This is a genomic window from Candidatus Methylomirabilota bacterium (assembly GCA_035315345.1).
Lineage (GTDB): Bacteria > Methylomirabilota > Methylomirabilia > Rokubacteriales > CSP1-6 > CAMLFJ01.
Genome location: DATFYA010000174.1, coordinates 1 through 22,900, shown reverse-complemented (window position 1 = coordinate 22,900; position 22,900 = coordinate 1). Strand labels below are relative to the sequence as shown.

The following is a 22,900-nucleotide window of genomic DNA, read 5'->3' as shown; positions in this document are numbered from 1 at the left end:
CGGCTCCGAGTTGACCGGTCCCGAATCCTCGCTGCGCTTCGGCGCCGTCGCCGGCGGGCGGCGCAGCGAGGACGGTCCCCTCCTGACCGGCCGGGGCCGCTTCACCGACGACATCGCGCTTCCCGGGCAGGCCCACGGCGCCTTCGTCCGCGCGCCCGTCGCCCACGCCCGCATCCGCTCGATCGACGTCACCCCCGCGCTCGCCCTGCCCGGCGTGCTCGCCGTGCTCACCGGGCGAGACCTGCAGGCCGCCGGCCTCGGCGCCATCCCGCCCGCCGCGTCGTTCCCCGGCCGCGGCGGCAAGCCGCTCGCCGCCGCGCCCATCCCCCCGCTCGCGGTGGACCGCGTGCGCCACGTCGGCGAGGCGGTGGCCCTCGCGGTGGCCGAGACTCCCGAGCAGGCGGCCGACGCGGCGGCCGCGGTCGTGCTCGACCTGGATCCGCTGCCCGCGGTCGCCGACGTGGACCACGCGCTCGCCCCCGCCGCGCACCCGGTCTGGCCGGACGCGCCGGACAACGTGGCCTTCGACTGGACCGACGGCGACGCCGCCGGCGTGGCCGCGGCCTTCGCCGCCGCGGCCCACGTCGCGCGCGTGCGCCTCGACGATACGCGCGTGGCCCCCGCCGCGCTCGAGCCGCGGGCCGCGATCGGCCAGTGGGACGAGGCCGCGCAGCGCTACACGCTGACCGCGAGCACCCAGGGCGTGGCGGTCGTGCGCCGGCTGCTGGCCGAAGGCGTCTTCAAGATCCCCCCGGCCCGGCTGCGCGTGCTCACCCCCGACGTCGGCGGCGGCTTCGGCATGAAGGTCCAGGCCTATCCCGAATATGCCGCGCTGCTCTTCGCGGCCCGCCGCGTCGGCCGCCCGGTGAAGTGGCGGGCCACCCGCATCGAGAGCTTCCTCGCCGACACCGCGGGCCGCGACGGGATCCTCGAGGGCGAGCTGGCGCTGGACGCCTCCGGCCGGTTCCTCGGCCTGCGGGTGCGCACCCGCGTCGGCCTCGGCGCCTACGTCTCGGCGTTCGCGGCGGTGTTCGGCACCAACAACACCAAGAACTGCCTCTCGAGCGTGTACCGGATCCCGGCCATCGCCATCGACGTCACGCTGGCCTTCACCAATACCGCGCCGCTCGGCCCCTATCGCGGCGCCGGCCGGCCCGAGGCGCTCTACCTGATCGAGCGGCTGATCGATCAGGCCGCCGCCGCGATGGGCAGCGACCGCGTCGCGCTCCGCCGCCGGAACTTCATCCCGCCCGCGGCCATGCCGTACCGCACGCCCAACGGGCCCACGTACGACAGCGGCGAGTTCGAGACGGTGATGGACCGCGCGCTGGACCTGGCGGACTGGGCCGGCTTCCCGGCGCGCCGCGCGGCCGCCGAGCGCGCCGGGCGCCTGCGCGGCATCGGCCTCTGCTGCTTCCTGGAGGTCGCCGGCGGCATCCTGGACGAGACGGTGGACCTGCGCTTCCGGGCGGACGGCACGGTGGCGCTGCATACCGGCGCCCAGCCGATGGGCCAGGGCCATCTCTCGACGTTCCCGGCGGTGATCGCTCGCCGGCTCGGCATCGATCCCGGCGCGGTGCGCCTGGTCCAGGGCGATAGCGACCTGGTGCCGGCGGGCACGCCCAGCGTGGCCTCCCGATCCATGATGATGGCGGGCAGCGCGGCCGCGATGGCGTGCGACGTCGCCATCGAGAAAGGGCGCCGCGTGGCTGCGCACTACTTCGAGGCCGCCGCGCCGGACGTGGAGTTCGCGGCCGGCCGCTTCCGCGTCACGGGCACCGATCGCGCGATCGGCCTGCTCGACCTGGGCGCGCGCGCCCGCGCGCTGCCCGGGCTGCCGCCGGACCTGGCGGACGGGCTCGACAGCACCGCCAAGTTCGTCTCGCCGCAGATGACCTTCCCCAACGGCTGCCACGTCACCGAGGTCGAGATCGACCCCGACACCGGCGCGGTGGCGGTGGTCGGCTACGCGGCGGTGGACGACGTCGGCCGCATCGTGAACGAGACCATCGTCGAGGGACAGATCCACGGCGGCATCGCGCAGGGACTGGGCCAGGTGCTGGGCGAGCACGTGGTCTACGACGCGGACGGCCAGCTCCTCACCGCCTCGTTCATGGACTACGGGCTGCCGCGCGCCGAGGACCTGCCGGCCCTGCGCGTGGGCCATCACGGCGTCGCCTGCACCACCAACCCGCTCGGCGTGAAGGGCGCGGGTGAGTCGGGCGTGGCCGGAGCGCTCCCCTCCGCGGTCAACGCGGTGCTGGACGCCCTCGCGAGCCGCGGCGTGCGCGCGCTCGACCTGCCGATGTCGTCCTCGCGGGTGTGGACGGCCCTGCGGGCCTGAGCGTCCCCGCCGGGACACATTGACGGCGCCGGCGCGGATCGCTACGCTCGACGCATGTCGCCGCCCGAGATTCCGGTTCGTCGATGGAAGCGGCTCGAATACGAGCGCCTCGTCGAGGGCGGATTCCTCGGCCCGGGCGATCCGATCGAGCTCCTCGGCGGACAGCTCATCGTGGCGGAGCCCCAGGGCAGCCGTCACTTCGCCGCGATCCGGGCGGCGGAGGAAGCGCTCCGCTCCGCCCTGGGCCCCGGCTGGGAAGTGCGCGGCCAGGGGCCGCTCGCCCTGGACGACGAGTCGGAGCCCGAGCCGGATCTGGCGGTCGTGCCGGGAAGCTTTCGCGACTATCGCGCGGAGCACCCGTCACGCCCGGTGCTCGTCGTCGAGGTGGCCGAATCGAGCCTCCTCCTCGATCGAGAGCACAAGGGAAGCCTCTACGCGCGAGCCCGCATCGCCGACTACTGGATCATCAACCTGGTAGACCACGCGCTCGAGATCTACCGCGAGCCGGCACGCGACGCCTCCGCGGTGTTCGGTTGGCGCTACGGGTCTCGCCTCGTGCCGGAGCGCGACGGCTCGGTGTCGCCGCTCGCCCGGTTGACGGCCCGCGTGCGCGTGGCCGATCTTCTGCTCTGACGCCCGCCATGCTGACGCGCCCCCTGCCCGAGTCCGCCGCCTGGCACGGCCCGTCGCTGCCGGCCGACCGGTACCTGCTGCCGATCCCCGTCGAGGTCCTGGCCGAGCTGGCCGCCGCGCTCCGCGAGCTGCGCCGCGCGCCGGTGCCGACGCTGCTGCTGCTGCCGGAGCACTTCCCGCTCGCGGCCACCGTGACGTGGATGGCCGAGGTGCGCCGACGGCTCGACGTCGGCCCGGGTTTCGTGATGCTGGACCGGCTGCCGGTGGACGCGATGACCCGCGACGAGGCCGTCGCGGTCTACTGGATCCTCATGAGCCTGCTCGAGCCGCCGGTGGCGCAGGAGTGGAAGGGCACCGTCATCTACGACGTGCGCCACGACGGCGCGGCCTACACCGCCGAGACCCGCGGCGCGCTGACTCCCGAGGGTCTCGAGATGCACACCGACAGCAGCATGGGCGAGGCCCCCCCGAGCTACGTGACGCTCTTCTGCCTGCAGCCGGCCCGCGACGGCGGCATGAGCATCGTGTCGAGCGCGGCGGCCGCCCACAACTATTTCCTGAGCGAGCACCCCACGCTGCTGCGCCGGCTCTACGAGGTCTTCTACCGCGACCACCAGGAATACCAGGCGGCCGACGCGGCGCCGACGAACTTCCGCCCGGTGTTCGCCTGGGACGGCGCCCTGCGCACGCGCTTCAACGCCCGGCACATCGTCCGCGGCTACGAGAAGACCGGCCGCACCCTCGACGCCGACGGCGCCGAGGCGGTGCGGCGGATGGACGCCTTCCTCAGCGATCCGGCGCATCGCCTGGACCTCTGGCTCGAGCGCGGCCAGATCCAGGTGCTGAACAACCGCGTGATCGTCCACGGGCGCACGCCGTACCAGGATCACGACGACCCGGAGCGGCGACGTCACCTCGTGCGGCTGTGGCTCCGGTCTGGCGACCGGCGACAGTTCCGCGGCTAGAGAGCTGCGGCGGCCATGGGGGTCCCGGTCGGCCTCAACATCTGGTCGCGCCTCGTCGAGGACACCTTCCCCTACTTCGACCGGACCATCGCGCCGTTCGACGCGCTCTGGATGCCGGACCACGTGCAGTATGGCTCCCACAAGGTGGCCGAGGGCTGGACGCTGCTCACCTGGGCGCTCGCCCGCTATCCGGACAAGCGGTGCGGCCACGAAGTGCTGTGCAACAGCTTCCGCAATCCCGCGCTGCTCGCCAAGATGGCCGCGACCGCCCAGGCCCTGTCCGGCGGCCGCGTGATCCTGGGCATCGGGGCTGGCTGGAACGAGGAGGAGTACCGCGCCTACGGCTGGCCCTACCCGCCGGCGCGCGTGCGCATCGATCAGCTCGCGGAGGCCATCGAGCTGATCCGACGCCTGTGGACCCAGGCCCCGGCCGACTACCACGGCCAGCACTACTCCATCACCGGCGCCGCCTGCGAGCCGCGCCCCACCCCGGTTCCGCCGATCATGGTCGGCGGCTCGGGGGAGAAGTTCCTGCTCCGCGTGGTCGCCCGCCACGCCGACTGGTGGAACTACGTCTGGAAGGGGCCGGAGGCCTACGCCCACAAGCAGGAGGTCCTCAAGGGGCACTGCCGCGACGTGGGCCGCGACTACGACGCGATCGAGCAGGTGGTTCGGGTGGGCATCCTCATCGCCGAGAACGAGCGCGAGGTGGAGCGGCTCAAGACGTCGCCCGGGATCCGCTCGCTGAACGACATCCAGCTGGTCGGCACGCCGGCCCAGGTGACCGAGGCGATGCTCGGAATCGTCAAGCAAGGAGCACGACGGCTCACCGTGAACTTCGCCGACGTCCCGCGCCCGGAAGGCACCTGGCTCTTCGCCTCCACCGTCCTGCCGCATCTCTAGTTCGGCAGTTCGTACCGGGTCGTTTCTTCCTCGCCCTCCCCTCCGTCGCCGATCGTGACGGCAGTTTCGGGCTCGATACGTGGCGTTCGGCGTAGAGTCGCCCGGGCATGGCGGTTGCACCCGCGGCGGGCCATGACGAGCCCGCTGCGAGCGTGGATCACCCGACCGATGATCTTCTTTCCCCTCGTGGCCATCGTCGCCGTGCTCACCGTCTACGGCTTCCTGGAGGTGGGGCTCGCCGCCAGCGCCCGCTGGGAGCGCGACCTGGCGAAGCGCATGGAGCGGTACCGCGCGAACCAGCCGTCGGTGCTGGTCAGCCGATATGAAGAGCGCTTGAAGGCGGTGCGCCTGGCCCTGCGCGAGCGCGGCTACAACGCCGGCTCCCCCGAGGCCGCGATGGGTCCGCGCACGGCGGAGGCGCTCCGCTCGTTCCAGCGACGCCAGGGCCTGCCGGTCACGGGCCGCCCCGACCCTTCGACGCTGATCGCCCTCGGCCTCGTCCAGTAGCCGGCCCCCGTGTCACCGCGCGCGCCGGTGCTATGATGCGCGCGCCATGGAGCATTCGCCGGCGCGTCTGACCCGGAGTCACGCCCTGTGGGAGCGCGCCCGCAAGGTCATGCCGGGCGGCGTCTACGGCCACCAGAACGGCGCGGTGCTGGGCGACGGCCACCCGCGTTTCCTCGCCCGCGCCGAGCGGAGCCGCATCTGGGACGTGGACGGCAACGAGTACGTCGACTGGATGTGCGCTTACGGCCCGATGATCCTCGGCTACGGCCATCCCGCGGTCGAGGCCGCGGTGGCCGAGCAGCGGGCCGGCGGCGACTGTCTCCCCCTGCCCGGCCCGCGCATGGTGGAGCTGGCCGAGCGGCTCGTCGCCCTGACCCCGCGGGCGGACTTCGCGGTGTTCGGCAAGAACGGCGCCGACGCCACCAGCTGGGCCGTGGACGTGGCCCGCGCCCACACCGGCCGCCCGCGCATCGCCCGAGTGCGCGGGGCCTATCACGCCGCACGCCCGTGGGCCCTGCCCCACCTGCCCGGCGTCCCCGCCCACTACCGGGATGACCTCCTCGAGTTCGGCTGGAACGATCTCGACGAGCTGGCCGGCCTCTTCGCGGCAGAGCCCGGCCACATCGCGGTGGTGATGGCCACCCCGTTCGATCACGTCACCGGGACCGCGCCCGCGGCCGGCTTCTTCGCGGGCGTTCGCGCCCTCTGCGACGCACACGGCGCCCTCTTCGCGATGGACGACGTGCGCGCCGGCTTCCGCTTCCACCTGGGCGGCTCGTGCGAGCACTTCGGCGCGGCCCCCGATCTGATCTGCTACTCGAAGGCCATCGCCAACGGCCACCCGCTCGCCGCCGGGCTCGCCCGCGAGGGCCTGCGCGCGGCGGCCGAGCGCATCTACTTCACCGGCTCGTTCTTCTTCGCGAGCGCGCCGTTCGCGGCCAGCCTGGCCACCCTCGACGTGCTGGCGGGCACCGACGCCATCGCGCGCATCCATCGCATCGGCGGCCTGCTCACCGACGGCCTCGCCGAGCAGGCGCGCCGGCACGGGGTGCCGCTGCAGCCGGTCGGCCAGCCCGCCATGCCGGTGATCCGCTTCGCCGATGATCCCGAGCGGCGGCGCATCCGCCGGTGGTGCTCGCTCGTGACCGAGGGCGGGGCGTACGCCCATCCCGCTCACAACTGGTTCGTGTCGGCGGCCCACTCCGAGGACGACGTGGCCCGCACGCTCGAGGCGAGCGAGCGCGCGTTCCAGACGGTGGCGAGCGAGACCTAGCTACCGCGCGTCAGGCGCAGGATCGTGATGGAGTGGGCGGGACAGACATGATCGAGCCCGCCCGGGCGGGCGGTGGCGCGCCCCTCGCGCACGTCGACCCGCCGCGGGTCCTCGAAGGAGTTGGTCGCTCCCACGTCGGGGCCGTTCACCTCCCAGAGGGTCACCGTGCCCGCCACGTCCATGCCCGCGATCTCGATCGACGCGGGCAGATCGCGGTCCCGATCGCGATTGACCAGCGCGATCGAGAGCGCCCGGCCCCCCTCGTCGACGCTGGCCGCCGCGTCGATGAGCGAGAACGGCCCCAGGTCGGCCACGTGGTGCACGCGCCCGCCCCCGGCGTCGCTCTCCTGCCCGGGGGCGAGCGCGTACTGCGCGCCGTCCACCGTCACGTCGAGCGCCACGTCGAGCGTGTGCTCGGCGTAGAGCCGCAGCGGATGGTAGATCGTCTGGAGGAACAGGCCCCGCCGGCTCGTGAAGATCGGGGCGATGGCGTTGACGAGCTGGGCGAAGTTGGCCATGCGCACGCTGCGGCAGTGGCGCAGGAAGCCGTTCAGGTAGGTCGCCACCGCGAGGGCGTCGGTCAGGGTGTAGCGCTCCTCCACGCCGCCCACCCGATCCTCGTGGCTCCGGGTGCGCCACCACACGTTCCACTCGTCGAACGCGATATGGATGGGGTGCGCGATCTGCTTCCGGCGCCGCACCCGCTCGATGAGCGCCGTGCAGATGCGCACCGCGCGCTCCGCCTCGTGCGACTGCATCACGGTCACGTAATGATCGGGGTGGCCGGTGTAGAGATGGATGGAGTGGAAGTCGATCAGCTCCGCGAGGCCGTCCAGCACCACCTCGTCCCACTCGCTCCAGCCGTTCTGCCCGCAGCCGATGAGCTGGATCGACGGGTCGGTGCGCTTCATGACCATCGCGAAGGCGCGCGCCTTCTTGACGTAGTCGCGCGCCTCGAGATTGCCGATCTGCCAGCCTCCGTACATCTCGTTGCCCAGCCCCCAGTACCGCACCCGGTGCGGCTCGGGGTGGCCGTGGGCGCGGCGCAGGTTGGCCCACGAGGTGTTGCCGGTGCCGTTGCAGTACTCGACCCAGGCCTGGGCCTCGTCCATGGTGCCCGAGCCCATGTTCACGCAGATGATCGGCTCGGCGCCCATCGCGCGGCAGTACTCGATGAACTCGTTGGTGCCGAAGCGGTTGGACTCCTCGGCGTACCAGGCCAGGTCGCTGCGGCGCGGGCGCTCCTTCTTGGGCCCCACCCCGTCGAGCCAGTGATAGCCGCTGACGAAGTTGCCGCCGGGCCAGCGCAGCACCGGGAAGCGGAGCGGACGCGCCGCCTCCATGACGTCGCGGCGGAAGCCCCGCTCGTCGGAGAGATTCGAGCCCTCCTCGTAGATGCCGCCGTAGATGCAGCGGCCGAGGTGCTCGATGAACTGGCCGAAGATGCGCCGATCCACCGGGCCGAGGCGCCGTCGCGTGTCGATGCCGATGCGCGTGGTCATGGCGCCAGAGTCTAGGAGCCGGTCCATCGCGTGTCAATTTGACAGTGCCGGTGAGGGGGACGTACAGTCTCGCCCGGAGGAAACCCATGAGCGCTCGTGATCGCGGCGTCAACGGCAGTGACGGCATCTCCCCCACTCGCGCGCGGGTGAGCCGCCGCGCCTTCGTGGCCGGCGTCTCGGCCGCCGGCGTGGCCGCGTGGACCCGCCGTACCGGCGCGCAGCCGAAGTCCACCATCACCTACTGGAACGGCCTCACCGGCGCCGACGGCAAGGTGATGGACGAGCTGATCGACTCGTTCACGCGCGACACCGGTATCCGCCTCGAGCAGCAGCGCCTGCCGTGGGCCGACCTCTACGCCAAGCTGCAGGTGGCGGTGCCCGCCGGCGAGGGCCCGGACCTGGCCCTGATCCACACCGTGGAGGTCCCGCACTTCGCCAACGACGGCGTGCTCGAGGCCATCGACGACGCCACCGCCTCCGGCAAGGGCTTCCGCGGCGACGACTACCTGCCCGCCACCTGGCAGGGCGGCACCTACCAGGGCAAGCGTTACTCGCTGCCCCTCGACGTGCCGCAGCACATCCTCTACCTCAACGTGAAGGTCATGAAGGACGCCGGCCTCGTGGGCGCCGACGGCAAGCCGCGGGGGCCGGGCAGCCGCGACGAGCTGGTGACCATGGCCAAGCGCATCGCCAAGTCGCCCGACGTGTTCGGCTTCGCCATCGGCACCGTGGGGCCCGGCCGCTACACCTGGGGCTTCCACAACCTGCTCTGGCAGAACGGGGCCAACATCTACACCGCCGATCTCAAGCGCGCCGCCGTCACCGAGCCCGCCGCGCTGGAGGTCGCCGAGTTCTGGGCCGCGCTCGAGGGCCAGCACAAGATCGCCCCGCCCGCCAACGCCAACTGCCGCGACGCCTTCATCGCGGGCAAGCTCGGCATGTGGATCGCCGGCTCCTGGAACTTCGCCGGCCTGCGCGAGGCCAAGGTGGAGTTCGTGGCAGTGCCGCTCCCGCGCCTGTTCAAGCAGCCGGTGGTGTGGGCCATGCCGCACCAGTACGCCTTCCCCAAGGTGAAGACGGTCGACCGGTCCAGGCGCGACGCGGCCTGGGCCCACGTGCGCTGGATGACCGATCACGTGGCGGAGTGGACCCTCAAGGCCGGCCAGGTCTCGGCCAGCCGCAAGGCGCACGGCGATCCGCGGATCACCGGCGATCCGGTGCTGAAGGCGCTGCTCTCGCAGGCCCCGAACTGGCAGGTCGGCCAGCCCACGCCCAAGTGGGTCGCGGCCGAGAACCTGACTCGGCCGGTGATCGAGTCGGTCTACACCGGCCAGAAGCCGGCGAAGGCCGCGATGGAGGATCTGGCGCGCCAGATCAACGCGCTGCCCGACTAGGAGCGCGTCTGCGTCACCTTCGTCCGTCGCGCGAGACGCGCACGGCGTACGGCTTCCTCGCGCCGGGCCTCGTGCTGTTCGCCGTCTATCGTCTCTATCCCCTGCTCGAAGGCCTGCGCCTGTCGTTCACCAACGCGCGGCTGGGCCGTCCCACCCAGCAGTGGGTGGGCCTCGCCAACTACACGCGGCTCGCCGAGGACACCCGCTTCGGGGTGAGCCTGTGGAATACCGCGTTCTACACGGTGGCCAGCACCCTGCCGATCCTCGCCGTGCCGCTGGTGCTCGCGCTGGCGCTCAACCGCGGGCGGCTGCGCGGCCTGCTGCGCAGCGTGTTCTTCTTTCCCTTCACGCTCTCGGTGGTCACGGTGGGGCTGGCGTGGCTCTGGCTGCTCGACCCGGTGGTGGGTCCCTTCAACTACTATCTCCGCTCGATCGGGGTGCCAGCGCGCTCGTGGCTGGCCGATCCGCACACCGCGATGTGGGCCATCATCGGCACCACCGTGTGGTGGGTGACCGGCTACTACCTGGTCATCTACCTGGCCGGCCTCCAGGACATTCCCCGGGATCTCTACGAGGCGGCCGCGCTCGACGGCGCCTCGTCGCGGCACGCGTTCTGGGCCATCACCCTGCCTCTCCTGCGTCCGGTGCTGCTCTTCGTGGGGGTCACCCACGTCATCGGCTCGTTCCAGCTCTTCGGGCAGGTGTTCGTGCTCACCGGCGGCGGACCCGGCGACTCGACGCGCACCGTGGTGCAGCACCTCTACGAGACCGCCTTCCAGAACTTCTTCCAGTTCGGGGCCGCCTCCGCGATGGCCTGGGTGCTCTTCGCAGTCATCCTGGCCTTCTCGGTGCTCCAGTTCCGGCTGCTGCGCGGCCACACCGAGTACTGACCGTGGCCGCCACGCCCCGGATCGACCGGCAGAGCTGGGCGCTCACCGTCGCGCTCCTCGCGCTGGCCGTGCTGTGGCTCGCCCCGATCGCCTGGGTGGTGGCGACATCGCTCAAACCGGCCGAGAACATCATTCGCCTGCCGCCCGAATGGATCCCCTGGCCGGTCACGGGCGCGCACTACCACGAGGTGCTGCTGGGCTCCTCCCGCACCGCGCGCATCGGCCGGGCCTTCGTCAACAGCCTCGTCGTGTCCATCGGCAGCGTGGTCGTCGTGCTGGGCACCAGCGCGCTGGCCGCCTATCCGCTGGCCCGCATGCGGTTCCCGGGGCGCGACCTGATCTTCGCGCTGCTCGTCGGCAGCCTGATGATCCCCAACGCGGTGCTGCTGGTGCCGCAGTACGTGCTCACCCAGCAGCTGGGCTGGCTCAGCACCTACCAGGGCCTGATCGTGCCGGAGGCCGCGATGCTCTTCGCCTTCGGCGTCTTCCTCCTGCGCCAGTTCTTCCTCGGGATGCCGCGCGAGCTGGAGGACGCCGCCCGCATCGACGGCGCCGGCCCCTGGCAGGTCTTCTGGCGCATCATCGTGCCGCTCTCGCAGCCGGTGCTCGCCGCGCTGGCCATCTTCGCGTTCCGCTCCGCCTGGAACGACTTCCTCTGGCCGCTGATCGCGGTGAACAGGCCCGAGATGTTCCCGCTGCCGGTGGCCCTGGCGCTCCTGCGCAGCGCCTACAGCTCGGAGTCCTACGGCCCGATCATGGCGGGCGCGGCGCTGAGCGCGGTCCCGCTGCTGGTGGTGTTCGTGGTGGCCAACCGGCGCATCGTCGAGGGGGTGCGACTGAGCGGCCTCAAAGGCTAGGCAGGCTGTGAGGCCCCGCACTAGCGGGCGTCTTCGTCGAGGATCTGCTTGATCCGGTCGCGGGGAACTGCGATGTGGACGTTGGCGCGCTCCGTCTCCAGCAGCATGAAGGTGCTGGAGTCGCGGTCGCCCCAGCCGCGGTTCAGCGCTTCGGTGATCTCCTCCAGCGCGAGATTGGCCAGGCGCATCGGGACGCCGTGCTCGCGCCCGAGCGCGGTGGCCAGCGACACGTCCTTGTGACCGAGGCGCAGCGCGAAGGACGGCGGCTCGTACTCGCCGGGGAGGAACTTCTCGCGCCGCGACGGCTTGTCGACGGAGCCGCCACTTCTTGACTCGCCGACCCGCGCGGCCTAGGCTTCCCGAAGGGAGGCGCCCAATGGCCCTGACATTCCGCCCGCTCCACCCGCTCTTCGCCGCCGAGGTGAGCCCGGTCGATCTCAAGCAGGTCCGCGACGCGTCGACCCTCGCGGAGATCCGGGCCGGCATGGACGAGCACGCGGTCCTGGTCTTCCGCGACCAGGTCTGGAGCGACGCCGAGCACCTCGACTTCGCCCGGCGTCTGGACGGGGCGCTCCACACCAAGCTGGGCAGCAGCGTGCTGCACAAGAATCGCTTCGGCAACGAGGCGCTCGGCGACATCTCGAACGTCGACGAGAACGGCGAGATCATGAAGTCGGACAACCGCAAGCGGATGTACAGCCTGGGCAATCGACTCTGGCATACCGACGCCTCGTTCCAGGATCCGCCGGGTCGCTACTCGATGCTCTCGGCGAAGGTCGTGCCCCCGATCGCGGCGGACACCGAGTACGCCGACATGCGCGCGGCCTACGACGCCCTCCCCGAGGAGGAGGCGGCTCGGCTGGAAGGGCTGCGGGTCCATCACTCCATCGCCCACTCGCGCCAGACGCTCGGCTTCGAGTTCTCCGACAGCGAGCAGGACGCGCTCCGGGGCGCGATCCACCCCCTGGTGCGCACGATCCCCCGCTCCAAGCGCCGCTCGCTCTACCTGGCCTCGCACGCCTCCCGCATCGTCGACTGGCCGGTCCCGGAGGGTCGCCTGCTGCTGCGTGACCTGATCGAGCACGCCACCCAGCCGCGCTTCGTCTACCGCCATCACTGGCGGGTGGGCGACCTGGTGATCTGGGACAACCGCGCCACCATGCATCGCGCGACGCCCTTCGACGACGCGCGGTACCGTCGCGAGCTGCGCCGGGTCACCACGCTCGACATCGAGTCGCCGGAGCCGGTGGCCCGCGGGGGCTGATCGCCCGCGCCCGTCCGCCGTCGTCCGGCCACCGCGTCCGATCCCGGTAGACCGAGAACAGGAGAGCGACATGTCCACCACCGCCGACCGGCCCTCCGTGGTCAAGCAGGACCTGGCCAACGTCATCCACCCGATCGTCCCTCACAAGCAGCTGGAGGAGCACCAGCTGGTCATCGTCTCCGGCCAGGACTCCACGGTGGTGGACGCCGACGGCCGGGAGTACCTGGACGGCATGGCCGGGCTCTGGTGCGTGAACATCGGCTACGGGCGCACCGAGCTGGCCGACGTGGCCGCGGCGCAGATGCGCAAGCTCTCGTACTATCCGCACACCGCGATGAACCTGCCCGCGGCCGCGCTGGCCGAGAAGGTCAACGGCCTGCTCGGCGGCGACAACCACGTGTACTTCGTCAGCTCGGGCTCGGAGGCCAACGAGGCCGCGTTCAAGTTCGCGCGCCAGTACGCGCGCCACGAGTTCCCGCAGCAGAATCGCTACAAGACGATCAGCCGCTACTACGGCTACCACGGCACCACGCTGGCCACCCTGGCCGCCGGCGGCATGGGCGACCGCAAGATGAAGTTCGAGCCGCTCTCCGGCAACGACTTCGTCCACGTGGCCCCGCCCTACTGCTACCGCTGTCCCTTCGGCCTCGAGCCCACGAGCTGCGAGCTGGCCTGCGTGAAGAACATGGAGACGACGATCCTGGGCGAGGGACCCCAGACGGTGGCGGAGATGATCATCGAGCCGGTGATGAGCGCGGTCGGAGTGGCGGTCCCGCCCGACGATTATCTGCCCGCGGTGGCCAATCTCTGCAAGCAGTACGGCATCCTCCTGCACGTGGACGAGGTCATCAACGGCTTCGGCCGCACCGGGCGGCTCTTTGCCCACGAGCACTCGGGGGTGAAGCCCGACATCGTCACGGTGGCCAAGGGCATCTCGAGCGCCTACCTCCCGATGGCCGCCACCGTGGTGCGCAACTCCGTCTTCAAGTCGTTCATCGGCGACGCGTCGGAGAACCGCCAGGTCAACCAGGTCAACACCTATGGCGGTCATCCGGCGGCCGCGGCGGTCGCCCTGCGCAACATCGAGATCCTGCTCGACGAGAAGCTGGTCCAGCGCTCCGCCGAGAACGGCGCCTACCTGCTCGACGGGCTCCGGACCCTGACGCGCCACCCGTGGGTCGGGGACGTGCGGGGGAAGGGCCTCTACGCTGGCGTCGAGCTCGTCACCGACCGCAAGTCCAAAGCCATCATGCCCGCGCCGCAGATCAAGAAGCTCGTGGATCGCTGTCAGGAGCGCGGGGTGATCGTGGGCCGCTCGGGCGGCGGTGCTCACCTCGGCAACACGCTCGTCCTCGCCCCCCCGCTCGTCCTGACCCGCCCCGAGATCGACCGCATCGTCTCGGTGCTCGACCAGGTGATCCCGGAGGTTTGCCCGGAGGCGGCGGCCGCATGACCGCGGCGCTCGCGCATCACGTCCTGCGAGGCACCCACCGCACCTTCGCGTCGCTGATCGCGGATCTGGACCCGGGCTCCCCGACGATCGCGGTGGGCCCGCCGTGCCAGCACGAGTACGCGACCTACTCGCTCGGGGACCGGCCATAGCCTCCGCCCTCTGGCGACTGCCCGCGGCCGAGCTGGCCGCCCTGATTCGCGCCGGCAAGGTCTCCTGCCGCGAGGCGGCGGCCGACGCCCTGGCCCGGCTCGACGCGGTCAATCCGCATCTCAACGCGGTGGTGCGCCCACGGCACGAGGAGGCGCTGGCCGAGGCCACCGCGGCCGATGAGGTGCTGGCGCGCGGAGGCCCGGTGGGTCCGCTGCACGGCGTGCCGATCACCGTCAAGGTCAACGTGGACATGGCCGGCTGCCCCACCGACAACGGCGTGGTTGCCTTCAAGGAGCTGCTGGCCACGCGCGACAACCCGGTGGTGGCAAACCTCCGCCGCGCCGGCGGCATCGTCATCGGCCGCACCAACGCGCCCGCGTTCTCGATGCGCTGGTTCACCGACAACACCCTGCACGGCGCGACCCGCAATCCGTGGGACGCCGCGCGCACGCCGGGCGGCTCGAGCGGCGGCGCCGCCGCGGCCACCGCCGCCGGCATCGGCGCGATCGGCCACGGCAACGACATCGCGGGCTCGGTGCGCTACCCCGCGTACTGCTGCGGGCTGGTCGGCCTGCGCGTCAGCTACGGGCGCGTGCCGTCCTACAACTTCTCGGCCCCGGCGGCCCGGCCGATCTCCGCGCAGCTCATGGCCGTGCAGGGCCCGCTGACCCGCCGGGTGCGCGACGCGCGCCTGGCGCTCGCCGCGATGGCCGGCACCGATCCGTACGACCCGCGCTGCGTGGACATGCCGCTCGAGGGCCCGCCGGTGCGGCGGCCGATCCGCGTGGCGCTGGTCACCAACCCGGCGGGCCGCGGCGGTGTGGCGCCCGCGGTGGCCGACTCGGTCCGCCAGGCCGGGCGCTCGCTGGCCGAGGCGGGCTATGCGGTGGAAGAAGTGGAGCCGCCCGAGCTGGGCGCGGTCGCCGATCTCTGGGCCACGATCGCGATGGACGATACGATCGCCGCGCTGGAGCCCGCGGTGCAGCAGTTCGGCGACGACGGCATCAAGCGCGCGCTCGGTTTCTGGCGCGCGCTCCATCCCGCGCGGGACGCGCGCCACGTGCTGGACGGCCTCGCCCGCCGCGACCACTTCCTGCGCCTCTGGGAGGTGTTCCTGGCCGAGCATCCGCTCGTGGTCACGCCGGTCTCCAACGAGCCGGCGTTTCCGGTGGATCTGGACCTCGTCGACGCGGACACCACGCGGCGGCTCATGGCCGCCCAGATCATGCAGCTCGCGGTGCCGGTCCTGGGCCTGCCCTCGGTCTCGGTGCCCACCGGTGTCGCCGACGGCCTGCCGATGGGCGTGCAGATCACCGCGGGCCGCTTCCGCGAGGACCTCTGCCTCGACGCCGCCACCGCCATCGAAGCCCGCACCCCCAGACTGACCCCGATCGACCCCCGCTAGAACCGGGGTCAGGTCTTACATTCCTACATTTTCACCCGGACGGCGTGACGGCAGCCCGATGAAAATGTCGTAATGCAAGACCTGACCCCGCCGGACGCCGAACTCCTCGATCTCGCTAGTAGACGATCACGCTGCGCTTCACCTCGCCCTGGAGCATCAGGTCGAAGCCCTGGTTGAGCTGGCCGAGCGGCAGGCGCCGGCTGATCAGCTCGTCGAGCTTGTACTTGCCCGCCATGTAGAGGTCGATCAGCATCGGCACGTCCGTGCGCTGGTGTCCACCGCCGAACGAGGTGCCGGTCAGCACGCGCTGCTGCAGGAAGAGCGTCGGGTCCAGCGAGATCCGCGTGCCCGCCGGTGACACGCCGACGACCACGCAGGTGCCGCCCCGATGCGTGGCGAGCACCGCCTGCTCGATGGTCTGCTGGGTGCCGACGACCTCGAACGAGAAGTCCACCCCGCCGCTCCCGCTGATCCGCTGCACCGCCGCGACCGGGTCCTCCTTCGAGGCGTCGACGGTGTGCGTGGCCCCGAACTCCTCGGCCCACGCGAGCTTCTGGCGCATCACGTCGACCGCGATGATCTTGCCGGCCCCCAGCATGCGCGCGGCCTGGATCGTGTTGAGCCCGACGCCGCCGGTGCCCCAGACCGCCACGCTCGCCCCCGGCGGCACCTTGGCCCGGTTGAACACCGGCCCGGCGCCGGCCAGCACGCCGCAGCTCACGAGGCAGACCACGTCGAGCGGGGCGTCGGCGCGGATCGGGATCACGCTCAGCTCGGGCAGCACCGCGTGGGTCGCGTACCCCGCCACCTGCAGGAAGTGGTGCAGCGGCTGGCCGTTGCGCCGGAAGCGCGTGGTGCCGTCGTGCATGAACCAGCGCGGCTTGTCGCGGAGCGCGCACATCGTCGGCTGGCCGCCGATGCAGTAGGCGCAACGCCCGCACGACGGGATGTAGCTGGAGCAGACGTGATCGCCCACCTTCACGGTCTCGACGTCGGGTCCGACCTTCTCCACCACCCCGGCCGCCTCGTGGCCCAGCACCACCGGGAGCGGATGCGGGTAGTCCCCGGTGATCACGTGCAGGTCGCTGTGGCACACCCCGTTGGCGGCCCACCGCACGAGCACCTCGTGCGAGTCCGGCTCGAGCACCTCCACGTCCTCGACCACCACCGGTTTCTTGACTTCGTAGAGCACCGCCGCCGTCGCGCGCATGATTTCCTCCTGTTCTTTCACCGCCCCTCACCCTGCCCTCTCCCCTCGCGGGAGAGGGTCACCTGGCGCCGGGGGGTGAGGGGAGTTTCCCGAACTCCCGCGTCGGGCACAAGAGGGCCGGTCGGCTGGCGTCGCCCTGCCCGATGCCGTATGATCCTCGCGCCATGAACTTCGACTTCTCCGCCGATCAGAAGTCGCTGCGCGAGCAGGCTCGCAAGTTCCTCGGAGAGCACGCCTCGTCGGCCCGCGTGCGCCGCATCCTGGAGGGGGCCGCGCCCTACGACGCCGAGCTGTGGCGCGGCATGGGCGAGATGGGCTGGCTCGGGACCGCGATCCCCGAATCCTACGGGGGCGCCGGCTTCGGCTATCTCGAGCTGTGCGTGCTCGCGGAGGAGCTGGGCCGGAGCCTCGCGCCCACTCCGTTCTCCTCGACGATCTACCTGGCCGGCGAGGCGCTGCTGCTCGCCGGCACCGACGCCCAGAAGAAGCGCTGGCTGCCGCGCATCACCCAGGGCGCGGCGATCGGCTGCTTCGCGATGGCCGAGGGGCCCCACGTGGCGACGCCGGCCAACCTGACCGCGCGGGTCGAGAGCGGCCACCTGACCGGCACCAAGATGCCGGTACTGGACGGCGACGTCGCCGACGTCGCCGTGGTGCTGGCCGCCGACGGCGGCGCCGGACGCGCCGGGCTGTTCCTGGTGGACCTGGGCGGCCCCGGGGTGACGCGCACACCGGTCGCCACCGTGGATCCCACCCGCTCACACGCGCGGATCGTCTTCCAGCGCGCGCCCGCCGAGCCGCTGGGCGCGGCGGGCCAGGGCTGGGCGCTCACCGAGCGCCTGCTGAACCGCGCGGCGGTGCTGGTGGCCTTCGAGCAGCTCGGCGGCGCGCAGGCCTCGCTCGAGATGGCGCGCGAGTACGCGCTGGGCCGCTTCGCGTTCGGACGGCAGATCGGGTCGTTCCAGGCCATCAAGCACAAGCTCGCCGATATGTACGTGGCGGTGGAGCTGGCGCGCTCCAACGCCTACTACGGGGCCTGGGCGCTGTCGACGGACGCGCCCGAGCTGCCGGTGGCCGCGGCCGCCGCGCGCGTGGCCGCGTGCGAGGCCTATTACCAGGCCGCCAAGGAGAACATCCAGATCCACGGCGGCATGGGCTTCACGTGGGAGTTCGACTGCCATCTCCACTACCGGCGCGCCAAGCTGACCGGGCTCATGCTCGGCAGCGCGCGCCGGTGGAAGGATCTGCTGGTGGCCCGCCTCGAGGCGGGCGCCGCCTAGGAGCGCATCGTGGACTTCAACGACACGCGGGAAGAGGCGGAGTTCCGGCAGGAGGCGCGGCAGTGGCTCGGCAGGCACGCCGAGCCCAAGAGCGGCGCATTCGAGACGTGGCAGAGCCGGTATCCCGGGCGTGAGGGCTACGACGGCCTCGAGCGCGCCAGGGCCTTCCAGGCGAGGAAGGCGGAGGCCGGCTTCGCCGCGCTCCACTGGCCGGCCGAGTGGGGCGGCCGTGCGCTGCCCCCGATCTACCAGGTGATCTATGCGCAGGAGGAGACGAAGTTCCTCGTCCCCCGCGGCTACTTCGAGATCGGCCTCGGCATGTGCATGCCCACCCTCTTCGCCTACGGGACGGAAAGCCAGAAGCGGCGGTATGCGCCCTCGGCCCTGCGCGGCGACGAGGTCTGGTGTCAGCTCTTCTCGGAGCCGGGCGCCGGCTCGGACCTGGCCGGCCTGCGCACCCGCGCGCAGCGCGACGGCGACGACTGGGTGATCAACGGCCAGAAGATCTGGACGTCGGGTGCGCACTGGGCGGACTGGGCGATCCTGGTCGCGCGCAGCGACCCCAAGGCGGCCAAGCACAAGGGCCTCACCTTCTTCTTCCTGTCCATGAAGTCGCCGGGCATCGAGACCCGGCGCATCAAGCAGATCTCCGGCGCGTCCCACTTCAACGAGGTGTACTTCACCGACGTGCGCATCCCGGACGGCCAGCGGCTGGGCGCGGTGGGCGCGGGCTGGGGCGTGGCGATCACCACGCTGATGAACGAGCGGCTCACCTCGGGCGACCTGCGCGGCCCGGACTTCGAGGAGATCTTCGGCCTTGCCCGCTCCACCGTGCTCGAGGACGGCCCGGCCATCACCAACGCGGCGGTGCGTGAGCGGCTGGCCGACCTCTACGTGAAGACGCAGGGCGTGCGGCTCACCCGCTTCCGCACGATGACCGCGCTCTCGCGCGGCGAGACGCCGGGCCCGGAGAATTCCATCGGCAAGCTCGTCAACGCGCCCAAGGCTCAGGAGATCGCCTCGTTCGCGATGGATCTGCTCGACATGGGCGGCGTGGTGATGGACAAGGACGTGGCCCCCCTGCGCGCCGCCTTCCAGGAGTCGCTCCTGACCTCGCCGGGCGGGCGCATCGCGGCCGGCACCGACGAGATCCTGCGCAACATCATCGCGGAGCGCGTGCTGGGCCTGCCCCAGGACGTGCGCGTGGACCGCGACCTGCCCTTCGACGAGCTTCCGACGGGCACCCGGTAGCCCGGAGGCGAACCCGCGCTCCAGGCGACCTAGCCGGCGGGCGGGACCGCGATCACGTCCTCGTAACGGTGGCGCCGGGTGATCAGGCCCGAGTGCTGGAAGACGTCGAGCGCGGCCTCGAACGCGGGCCGGGTGATCTCCACGTGCGGGGTCCAGCAGCCCAGCTTCTGGTAGTAGCCGATGGTGGCGGCCAGCACCGACCGGTCGATGTCGGGGAAGAACGAGGCCTCGGCCTCCGCCACCTTCGCGGCCGGCGTGGCCAGCAGCCACTGGCGCGCCTTGCGATAGGCGCGCATGAAGGCGCGCGCCATGTCCGTCTGGAGCCACGTGCGCGTCGCAGCCAGGCTCGAGAAGGCCAGCGGACCGATCGCCTGGCCCACCGAGGCCACCACGTGACCGACGCGGTCGTGCTCGAGCTGCTGCGGGGCGGGGCCCTGCTGGTGGATGTAGTCGCCCTCGCCCTGCCGGAAGGCCGTGTCCATGCGATCGCTCGGCACGTTCACTGCCCGGATCGCTCCCCAGTCCAGGCCGCGCTTGTGGCAGGCGTACTTGAACATGGCGAGCGGCTGGCCGCCGTGGTCCACCAGCACCCGCGTGCCGCGCAGCTTGTCCCACGTGAAAGAGGGATCGGCCGCGCGGCCGGTCAGAAAGAACCCGTCCATCTCGTTGATCTGGGCGAAGTGCACCGCGGGCGGCGTCTGGCCCTTCTCGAGCGGACCGAAGCCCTGCGAGGGCGCCGACTGGCAGACGTGGACCGTCCCCGCCACCACCCCTTCGATCGCGGACTTGCCGGCCGGGGCGATCGAGTGCTTCGGCGTCAGCCCCTCCTCCTTGAGGAACCCGCCGGCCATCGTGGCGATCAGCGGGGAATAGAAGGCGGAGAAGCGGGTGAACTCGATATTGATCTCATCGCTCATGACTTGCCTCGCAAGGGTATACTCACTGGTGCCATGGCTACCGACAAGCGCGCCGACCCGGACCTCAAGCAGCGTCTGACGCCGGAACAGTACAACGTCACACAGTGCAGCGCCACCGAGCCGCCGTTCCGGAACGAGTTCTGGGACCACCACGAGTCCGGCATCTACGTGGACGTGGTGTCGGGCGAGCCGCTCTTCTCTTCGACCGACAAGTTCGACTCGGGCACCGGTTGGCCCAGCTTCGTCCGGCCGATCGAGGACAAGCACGTCACCGAGCACGCCGACGATTCCTATGGCATGCGCCGGGTCGAGGTACGCTCGAGCGAGGGCGATTCGCACCTGGGCCATCTCTTCCCCGACGGCCCCGCCCCGACCGGCATGCGGTATTGCATCAACTCGGCCGCGCTGCGGTTCATCCCCCTCGCCCGCCTCGAGGAGGAAGGCTACGGCCAGTACCGCGCGCTCTTCGAGAAGGTGACGCCGCGCCCGTAGGCTTCTCCGCGATGGCGATCCGGCCGCTCGCCGCCGCCTACGCGGGCGCCATCGATGATCGTCCCACCACGCGCAAGGCCGACGTGCAGGGCGCCAGCAACTACGTCAAGGCGGCGCTCGACGCGGTTGCCGCGGGCCAGCCAGTGAAGACGCCGGTCACGCGCGCCTACGGCTGCACCGTGAAGTACTCCTAGCCCGTGCTCTCGCGCCGGCGCCTGCTCCACGGCCTGGCCGCGAGCGCGGCGGCCGCAGCCGTCCCGCGCCACGGTCATGCCCAGTCGCCGCCCGCCCTCTCCGAGGTCCCCGAGGCGGCGCGGGCGGCCATGGCGGCGGCCGCGCTCGCCTTCCTGGGCGCCCTCTCCGCCGACGCGCGCAAGCGCGCGGTGTTCGCGGTCTCCGACAAGGAGCGCCTCAACTGGCACTACGTGCCGCGCCGGCGCGAGGGCGTCGCCTTCAAGGACATGCCGGCGCCGGCGCGCAGCGCCGCCCACGAGCTGATGAAGGTGAGCCTGAGCGCGGCGGGCTACGGCAAGGCGGTCAGCATCATCCGGCTGGAGGAGGTGCTGCGCCGGCTCGAGACCATCGGCCTCCTGCGCGATCAGGAGAACTACGCGTTCACCGTCTTCGGCAACCCGGGACCGTCGGCGCCGTGGGGCTGGCGTGTCGAGGGCCATCACCTCTCGCTCAACTTCCTGCTCGCGCCGGGCAAGCCGGTGGCGATGACGCCCGCGTTCCTCGGGGCCAATCCGGCCCAGGTGCCGTCGGGCCCGCAGAAGGGCGCCCGCGCGCTCGCCGCCGAGGAGGATCTGGCTCGCGCCCTCGTGGGCAGCCTCGGCGAGGCGCAGCGCTCCCGCGCCATCATCGCGACCCAGTCGCTCGGCGACATCGTGAGCGGGCCGGGCCGCGGCGAGAGCCTGACCCGGCCGGCGGGCCTGCCGCTTGCCGACATGAGCGCGGAGCAGCGCGCGCAGGCCCTGCGGCTCGTCGAGGAGTACGCGCGCAACATGCGCGCCGAGCTGGCCGAGCAGGAGCTGTCCCGCATGCGGCAGGCGGACCCGACGCAGATCCACTTCGCGTGGGCCGGCGGCACCGAGCCCGGCAAGGCGCACTACTATCGGCTGCACGGGCCGACGCTGCTCATCGAGCTGGACAACACCCAGAACGACGCCAACCACATCCACTCGGTCTGGCACGATCCGCAGGGCGACTTCGGCCTCGACGCGCTCAAGGCCCACTACGACCGTGGACATCACGACGGCGGCCATCGCCACGCCTGAGCCCCGGCCGCGCGACTGAGCCGGCCAGCCCGCGCGCGGTCGTCCTTACCGCGAAGAAACTACCCGCGCGCTGAGCTACTGGGCGAACTCGCTCGGTTTACCGGGCGGTCCGCGGTGGCACATGGCTTGCTCGACCGAGAGGCGATGAACAGGCTGGCCACGGTCGTCGCGGTGATCGTGGGCGTCACGGCGCTGTACCTCGCGCGCGCCGTACTGGTGCCGATCGCGCTGGCCGCGCTGCTCACCTTCATGGTCTACCCGATCGTCACCGGCTTGACCCGTCTCGGGCTGGGCCGCGCGATCTCGGTGGGCGTCGTGGTGACGATGCTCTTCCTGGCCCTGGGCGGCGTCTTCTGGATCCTCACGGTGGAGTTCACGGCCCTCTCGACGCAGATCCCGGTCTATCGCGACAATCTCATCGCCAAGATCGGCGAGGTCAGGCGGCTCGGCAGCGGCGGCGTGCTCGAGAAGATGCAGACCGCGATGACCGACGTGACCCGGGAGCTGGAGAAGGAGACGGAGACGCGGCGCGTGCCGGGGGCGGCGGCGCCGGTCGTCGTCCGCTCCGAGCCCACCGGCCGGTGGCAGCTGCCGGGCTATGTCGAGTACCTGGGCTCCGCCGGCGCGGTCATCGTGCTCGTGATCTTCATGCTGATCGAGCGCGAGGACCTCAGGAACCGGGTCATCCGGCTCGGCGGATACAACCGGCTGATCACGACCACTCGTGTGCTGGACGAGGCCGCGCATCGCATCAGCCGGTACCTGCTGATGCAGACCATCATCAACACCAGCTTCGGCATCGGCATCACCGGCGGCCTCATGCTGCTGGGCGTGCCCTACGCGCTGCTCTGGGGCTTCCTGGCCGCGGTGCTGCGCTTCATCCCCTACGTCGGCGTGTGGCTGGCCGCGCTGGTCCCGATCGTGTTCACGCTG

General features: G+C 71.6%; 21 protein-coding genes and 2 pseudogenes. 19 read left to right on the top strand and 4 right to left on the bottom strand.

From position 1 onward, the window contains the following. Window positions 1-10: 10 nt before the first annotated feature. From VKN16_22340 to VKN16_22315, 6 genes are all read left to right on the top strand, one after another. A complete protein-coding gene (locus VKN16_22340; protein HME96951.1) occupies window positions 11-2,344 on the top strand; it encodes a xanthine dehydrogenase family protein molybdopterin-binding subunit in 2,334 nt (777 codons plus the stop codon). A gap of 54 nt (window positions 2,345-2,398) precedes the next feature. Continuing rightward, complete coding sequence (locus VKN16_22335) at window positions 2,399-2,977, top strand: Uma2 family endonuclease (protein HME96950.1); 579 nt, start codon at window positions 2,399-2,401, stop codon at window positions 2,975-2,977. Window positions 2,978-2,985: 8 nt separating this feature from the next. Next, complete coding sequence (locus VKN16_22330; protein ID HME96949.1) at window positions 2,986-3,942, top strand: TauD/TfdA family dioxygenase; 957 nt, start codon at window positions 2,986-2,988, stop codon at window positions 3,940-3,942. Window positions 3,943-3,957: 15 nt separating this feature from the next. Beyond that, entirely contained in the window at window positions 3,958-4,845 is an 888-nt protein-coding gene (locus VKN16_22325; protein HME96948.1) for an LLM class flavin-dependent oxidoreductase, read from the top strand. 168 nt (window positions 4,846-5,013) lie between these two features. Continuing rightward, a complete protein-coding gene (locus VKN16_22320) occupies window positions 5,014-5,352 on the top strand; it encodes a peptidoglycan-binding domain-containing protein (protein ID HME96947.1) in 339 nt (112 codons plus the stop codon). Window positions 5,353-5,398: 46 nt separating this feature from the next. Continuing rightward, a complete protein-coding gene (locus tag VKN16_22315; GenBank protein ID HME96946.1) occupies window positions 5,399-6,625 on the top strand; it encodes an aminotransferase class III-fold pyridoxal phosphate-dependent enzyme in 1,227 nt (408 codons plus the stop codon). Here the strand turns inward: VKN16_22315 and VKN16_22310 are convergent. Next, entirely contained in the window at window positions 6,622-8,127 is a 1,506-nt protein-coding gene (locus VKN16_22310) for an alpha-L-arabinofuranosidase C-terminal domain-containing protein (protein ID HME96945.1), read from the bottom strand. The two genes, VKN16_22315 and VKN16_22310, sit on opposite strands and share 4 nt — an antisense overlap. An 86-nt stretch (window positions 8,128-8,213) precedes the next feature. On the opposite strand from VKN16_22310, the gene VKN16_22305 reads away from it, so the two are divergent. From VKN16_22305 to VKN16_22295, 3 genes are all read left to right on the top strand, one after another. Next, window positions 8,214-9,521: an ABC transporter substrate-binding protein gene (locus VKN16_22305; protein ID HME96944.1), complete on the top strand. Its 1,308-nt coding sequence runs from the start codon at window positions 8,214-8,216 to the stop codon at window positions 9,519-9,521. Between the two features lie 71 nt (window positions 9,522-9,592). After that, window positions 9,593-10,411 (top strand): sugar ABC transporter permease, encoded by an 819-nt coding sequence (locus VKN16_22300; protein ID HME96943.1) that lies wholly within the window; start codon window positions 9,593-9,595, stop codon window positions 10,409-10,411. A gap of 2 nt (window positions 10,412-10,413) precedes the next feature. Further along, entirely contained in the window at window positions 10,414-11,268 is an 855-nt protein-coding gene (locus VKN16_22295) for a carbohydrate ABC transporter permease (protein HME96942.1), read from the top strand. A gap of 20 nt (window positions 11,269-11,288) precedes the next feature. Here VKN16_22295 and VKN16_22290 read toward each other — a convergent pair. After that, window positions 11,289-11,543 (bottom strand): annotated as a pseudogene (locus VKN16_22290) (NAD-binding protein). Window positions 11,544-11,644: 101 nt separating this feature from the next. Here VKN16_22290 and VKN16_22285 point away from each other — a divergent pair. From VKN16_22285 to VKN16_22270, 4 genes are all read left to right on the top strand, one after another. After that, a complete protein-coding gene (locus VKN16_22285) occupies window positions 11,645-12,532 on the top strand; it encodes a TauD/TfdA family dioxygenase (GenBank protein ID HME96941.1) in 888 nt (295 codons plus the stop codon). Window positions 12,533-12,602: 70 nt separating this feature from the next. Next, on the top strand, window positions 12,603-13,985 hold the full coding sequence (locus tag VKN16_22280; protein HME96940.1) for an aminotransferase: 1,383 nt from the start codon (window positions 12,603-12,605) through the stop codon (window positions 13,983-13,985). Next, the gene (locus tag VKN16_22275; GenBank protein HME96939.1) at window positions 13,982-14,134 is read left to right on the top strand and encodes a hypothetical protein; all 153 of its coding nucleotides are present in this window, start codon (window positions 13,982-13,984) and stop codon (window positions 14,132-14,134) included. The genes VKN16_22280 and VKN16_22275 overlap by 4 nt, the downstream gene beginning before the upstream one ends. Further along, window positions 14,089-15,540 carry an amidase gene (locus VKN16_22270; protein HME96938.1) on the top strand — a complete coding sequence of 484 codons (1,452 nt, stop codon included), beginning with the start codon at window positions 14,089-14,091 and terminating at the stop codon, window positions 15,538-15,540. The genes VKN16_22275 and VKN16_22270 overlap by 46 nt, the downstream gene beginning before the upstream one ends. 115 nt (window positions 15,541-15,655) lie before the next feature. Here the strand turns inward: VKN16_22270 and VKN16_22265 are convergent, their stop codons facing one another. After that, a complete protein-coding gene (locus tag VKN16_22265; GenBank protein ID HME96937.1) occupies window positions 15,656-16,750 on the bottom strand; it encodes a Zn-dependent alcohol dehydrogenase in 1,095 nt (364 codons plus the stop codon). Between the two features lie 164 nt (window positions 16,751-16,914). On the opposite strand from VKN16_22265, the gene VKN16_22260 reads away from it, so the two are divergent. After that, on the top strand, window positions 16,915-18,030 hold the full coding sequence (locus VKN16_22260) for an acyl-CoA dehydrogenase family protein (protein HME96936.1): 1,116 nt from the start codon (window positions 16,915-16,917) through the stop codon (window positions 18,028-18,030). Window positions 18,031-18,039: 9 nt separating this feature from the next. After that, the gene (locus VKN16_22255; GenBank protein HME96935.1) at window positions 18,040-19,281 is read left to right on the top strand and encodes an acyl-CoA dehydrogenase family protein; all 1,242 of its coding nucleotides are present in this window, start codon (window positions 18,040-18,042) and stop codon (window positions 19,279-19,281) included. A 29-nt stretch (window positions 19,282-19,310) separates the two neighbouring features. Here the strand turns inward: VKN16_22255 and VKN16_22250 are convergent, their stop codons facing one another. After that, window positions 19,311-20,198: an ABC transporter substrate-binding protein gene (locus VKN16_22250; protein HME96934.1), complete on the bottom strand. Its 888-nt coding sequence runs from the start codon at window positions 20,196-20,198 to the stop codon at window positions 19,311-19,313. 60 nt (window positions 20,199-20,258) lie between these two features. Between VKN16_22250 and msrB the strand changes: the two are divergent. The 4 genes and pseudogenes from msrB to VKN16_22230 all read left to right on the top strand — a co-directional run. Next, window positions 20,259-20,690: pseudogene (gene msrB / locus VKN16_22245) on the top strand (peptide-methionine (R)-S-oxide reductase MsrB). An 11-nt stretch (window positions 20,691-20,701) separates the two neighbouring features. After that, the gene (locus VKN16_22240) at window positions 20,702-20,884 is read left to right on the top strand and encodes a hypothetical protein (GenBank protein HME96933.1); all 183 of its coding nucleotides are present in this window, start codon (window positions 20,702-20,704) and stop codon (window positions 20,882-20,884) included. A 3-nt stretch (window positions 20,885-20,887) separates the two neighbouring features. Next, window positions 20,888-21,967, top strand: a complete 1,080-nt coding sequence (locus tag VKN16_22235; protein HME96932.1) for a DUF3500 domain-containing protein — start codon at window positions 20,888-20,890, stop codon at window positions 21,965-21,967. Between the two features lie 144 nt (window positions 21,968-22,111). Continuing rightward, window positions 22,112-22,900, top strand: a 789-nt coding sequence (locus VKN16_22230; GenBank protein ID HME96931.1) for an AI-2E family transporter, incomplete at its 3' end; no start/stop codon positions are given.

What these genes read in the sequence shown, in the direction of transcription:
- VKN16_22310 (HME96945.1), bottom strand. Translation starts at nt 8,127, where the DNA reads ATGACCACGCGCATCGGCATCGACACGCGACGGCGCCTCGGCCCGGTG.
- VKN16_22280 (HME96940.1), top strand. Translation starts at nt 12,603, where the DNA reads ATGTCCACCACCGCCGACCGGCCCTCCGTGGTCAAGCAGGACCTGGCC.
- VKN16_22285 (HME96941.1), top strand. Translation starts at nt 11,645, where the DNA reads ATGGCCCTGACATTCCGCCCGCTCCACCCGCTCTTCGCCGCCGAGGTG.
- VKN16_22260 (HME96936.1), top strand. Translation starts at nt 16,915, where the DNA reads ATGAACTTCGACTTCTCCGCCGATCAGAAGTCGCTGCGCGAGCAGGCT.
- VKN16_22330 (HME96949.1), top strand. Translation starts at nt 2,986, where the DNA reads ATGCTGACGCGCCCCCTGCCCGAGTCCGCCGCCTGGCACGGCCCGTCG.
- VKN16_22320 (HME96947.1), top strand. Translation starts at nt 5,014, where the DNA reads ATGATCTTCTTTCCCCTCGTGGCCATCGTCGCCGTGCTCACCGTCTAC.
- VKN16_22335 (HME96950.1), top strand. Translation starts at nt 2,399, where the DNA reads ATGTCGCCGCCCGAGATTCCGGTTCGTCGATGGAAGCGGCTCGAATAC.
- VKN16_22250 (HME96934.1), bottom strand. Translation starts at nt 20,198, where the DNA reads ATGAGCGATGAGATCAATATCGAGTTCACCCGCTTCTCCGCCTTCTAT.
- VKN16_22315 (HME96946.1), top strand. Translation starts at nt 5,399, where the DNA reads ATGGAGCATTCGCCGGCGCGTCTGACCCGGAGTCACGCCCTGTGGGAG.
- VKN16_22275 (HME96939.1), top strand. Translation starts at nt 13,982, where the DNA reads ATGACCGCGGCGCTCGCGCATCACGTCCTGCGAGGCACCCACCGCACC.
- VKN16_22240 (HME96933.1), top strand. Translation starts at nt 20,702, where the DNA reads ATGGCGATCCGGCCGCTCGCCGCCGCCTACGCGGGCGCCATCGATGAT.
- VKN16_22265 (HME96937.1), bottom strand. Translation starts at nt 16,750, where the DNA reads ATGCGCGCGACGGCGGCGGTGCTCTACGAAGTCAAGAAACCGGTGGTG.
- VKN16_22305 (HME96944.1), top strand. Translation starts at nt 8,214, where the DNA reads ATGAGCGCTCGTGATCGCGGCGTCAACGGCAGTGACGGCATCTCCCCC.
- VKN16_22325 (HME96948.1), top strand. Translation starts at nt 3,958, where the DNA reads ATGGGGGTCCCGGTCGGCCTCAACATCTGGTCGCGCCTCGTCGAGGAC.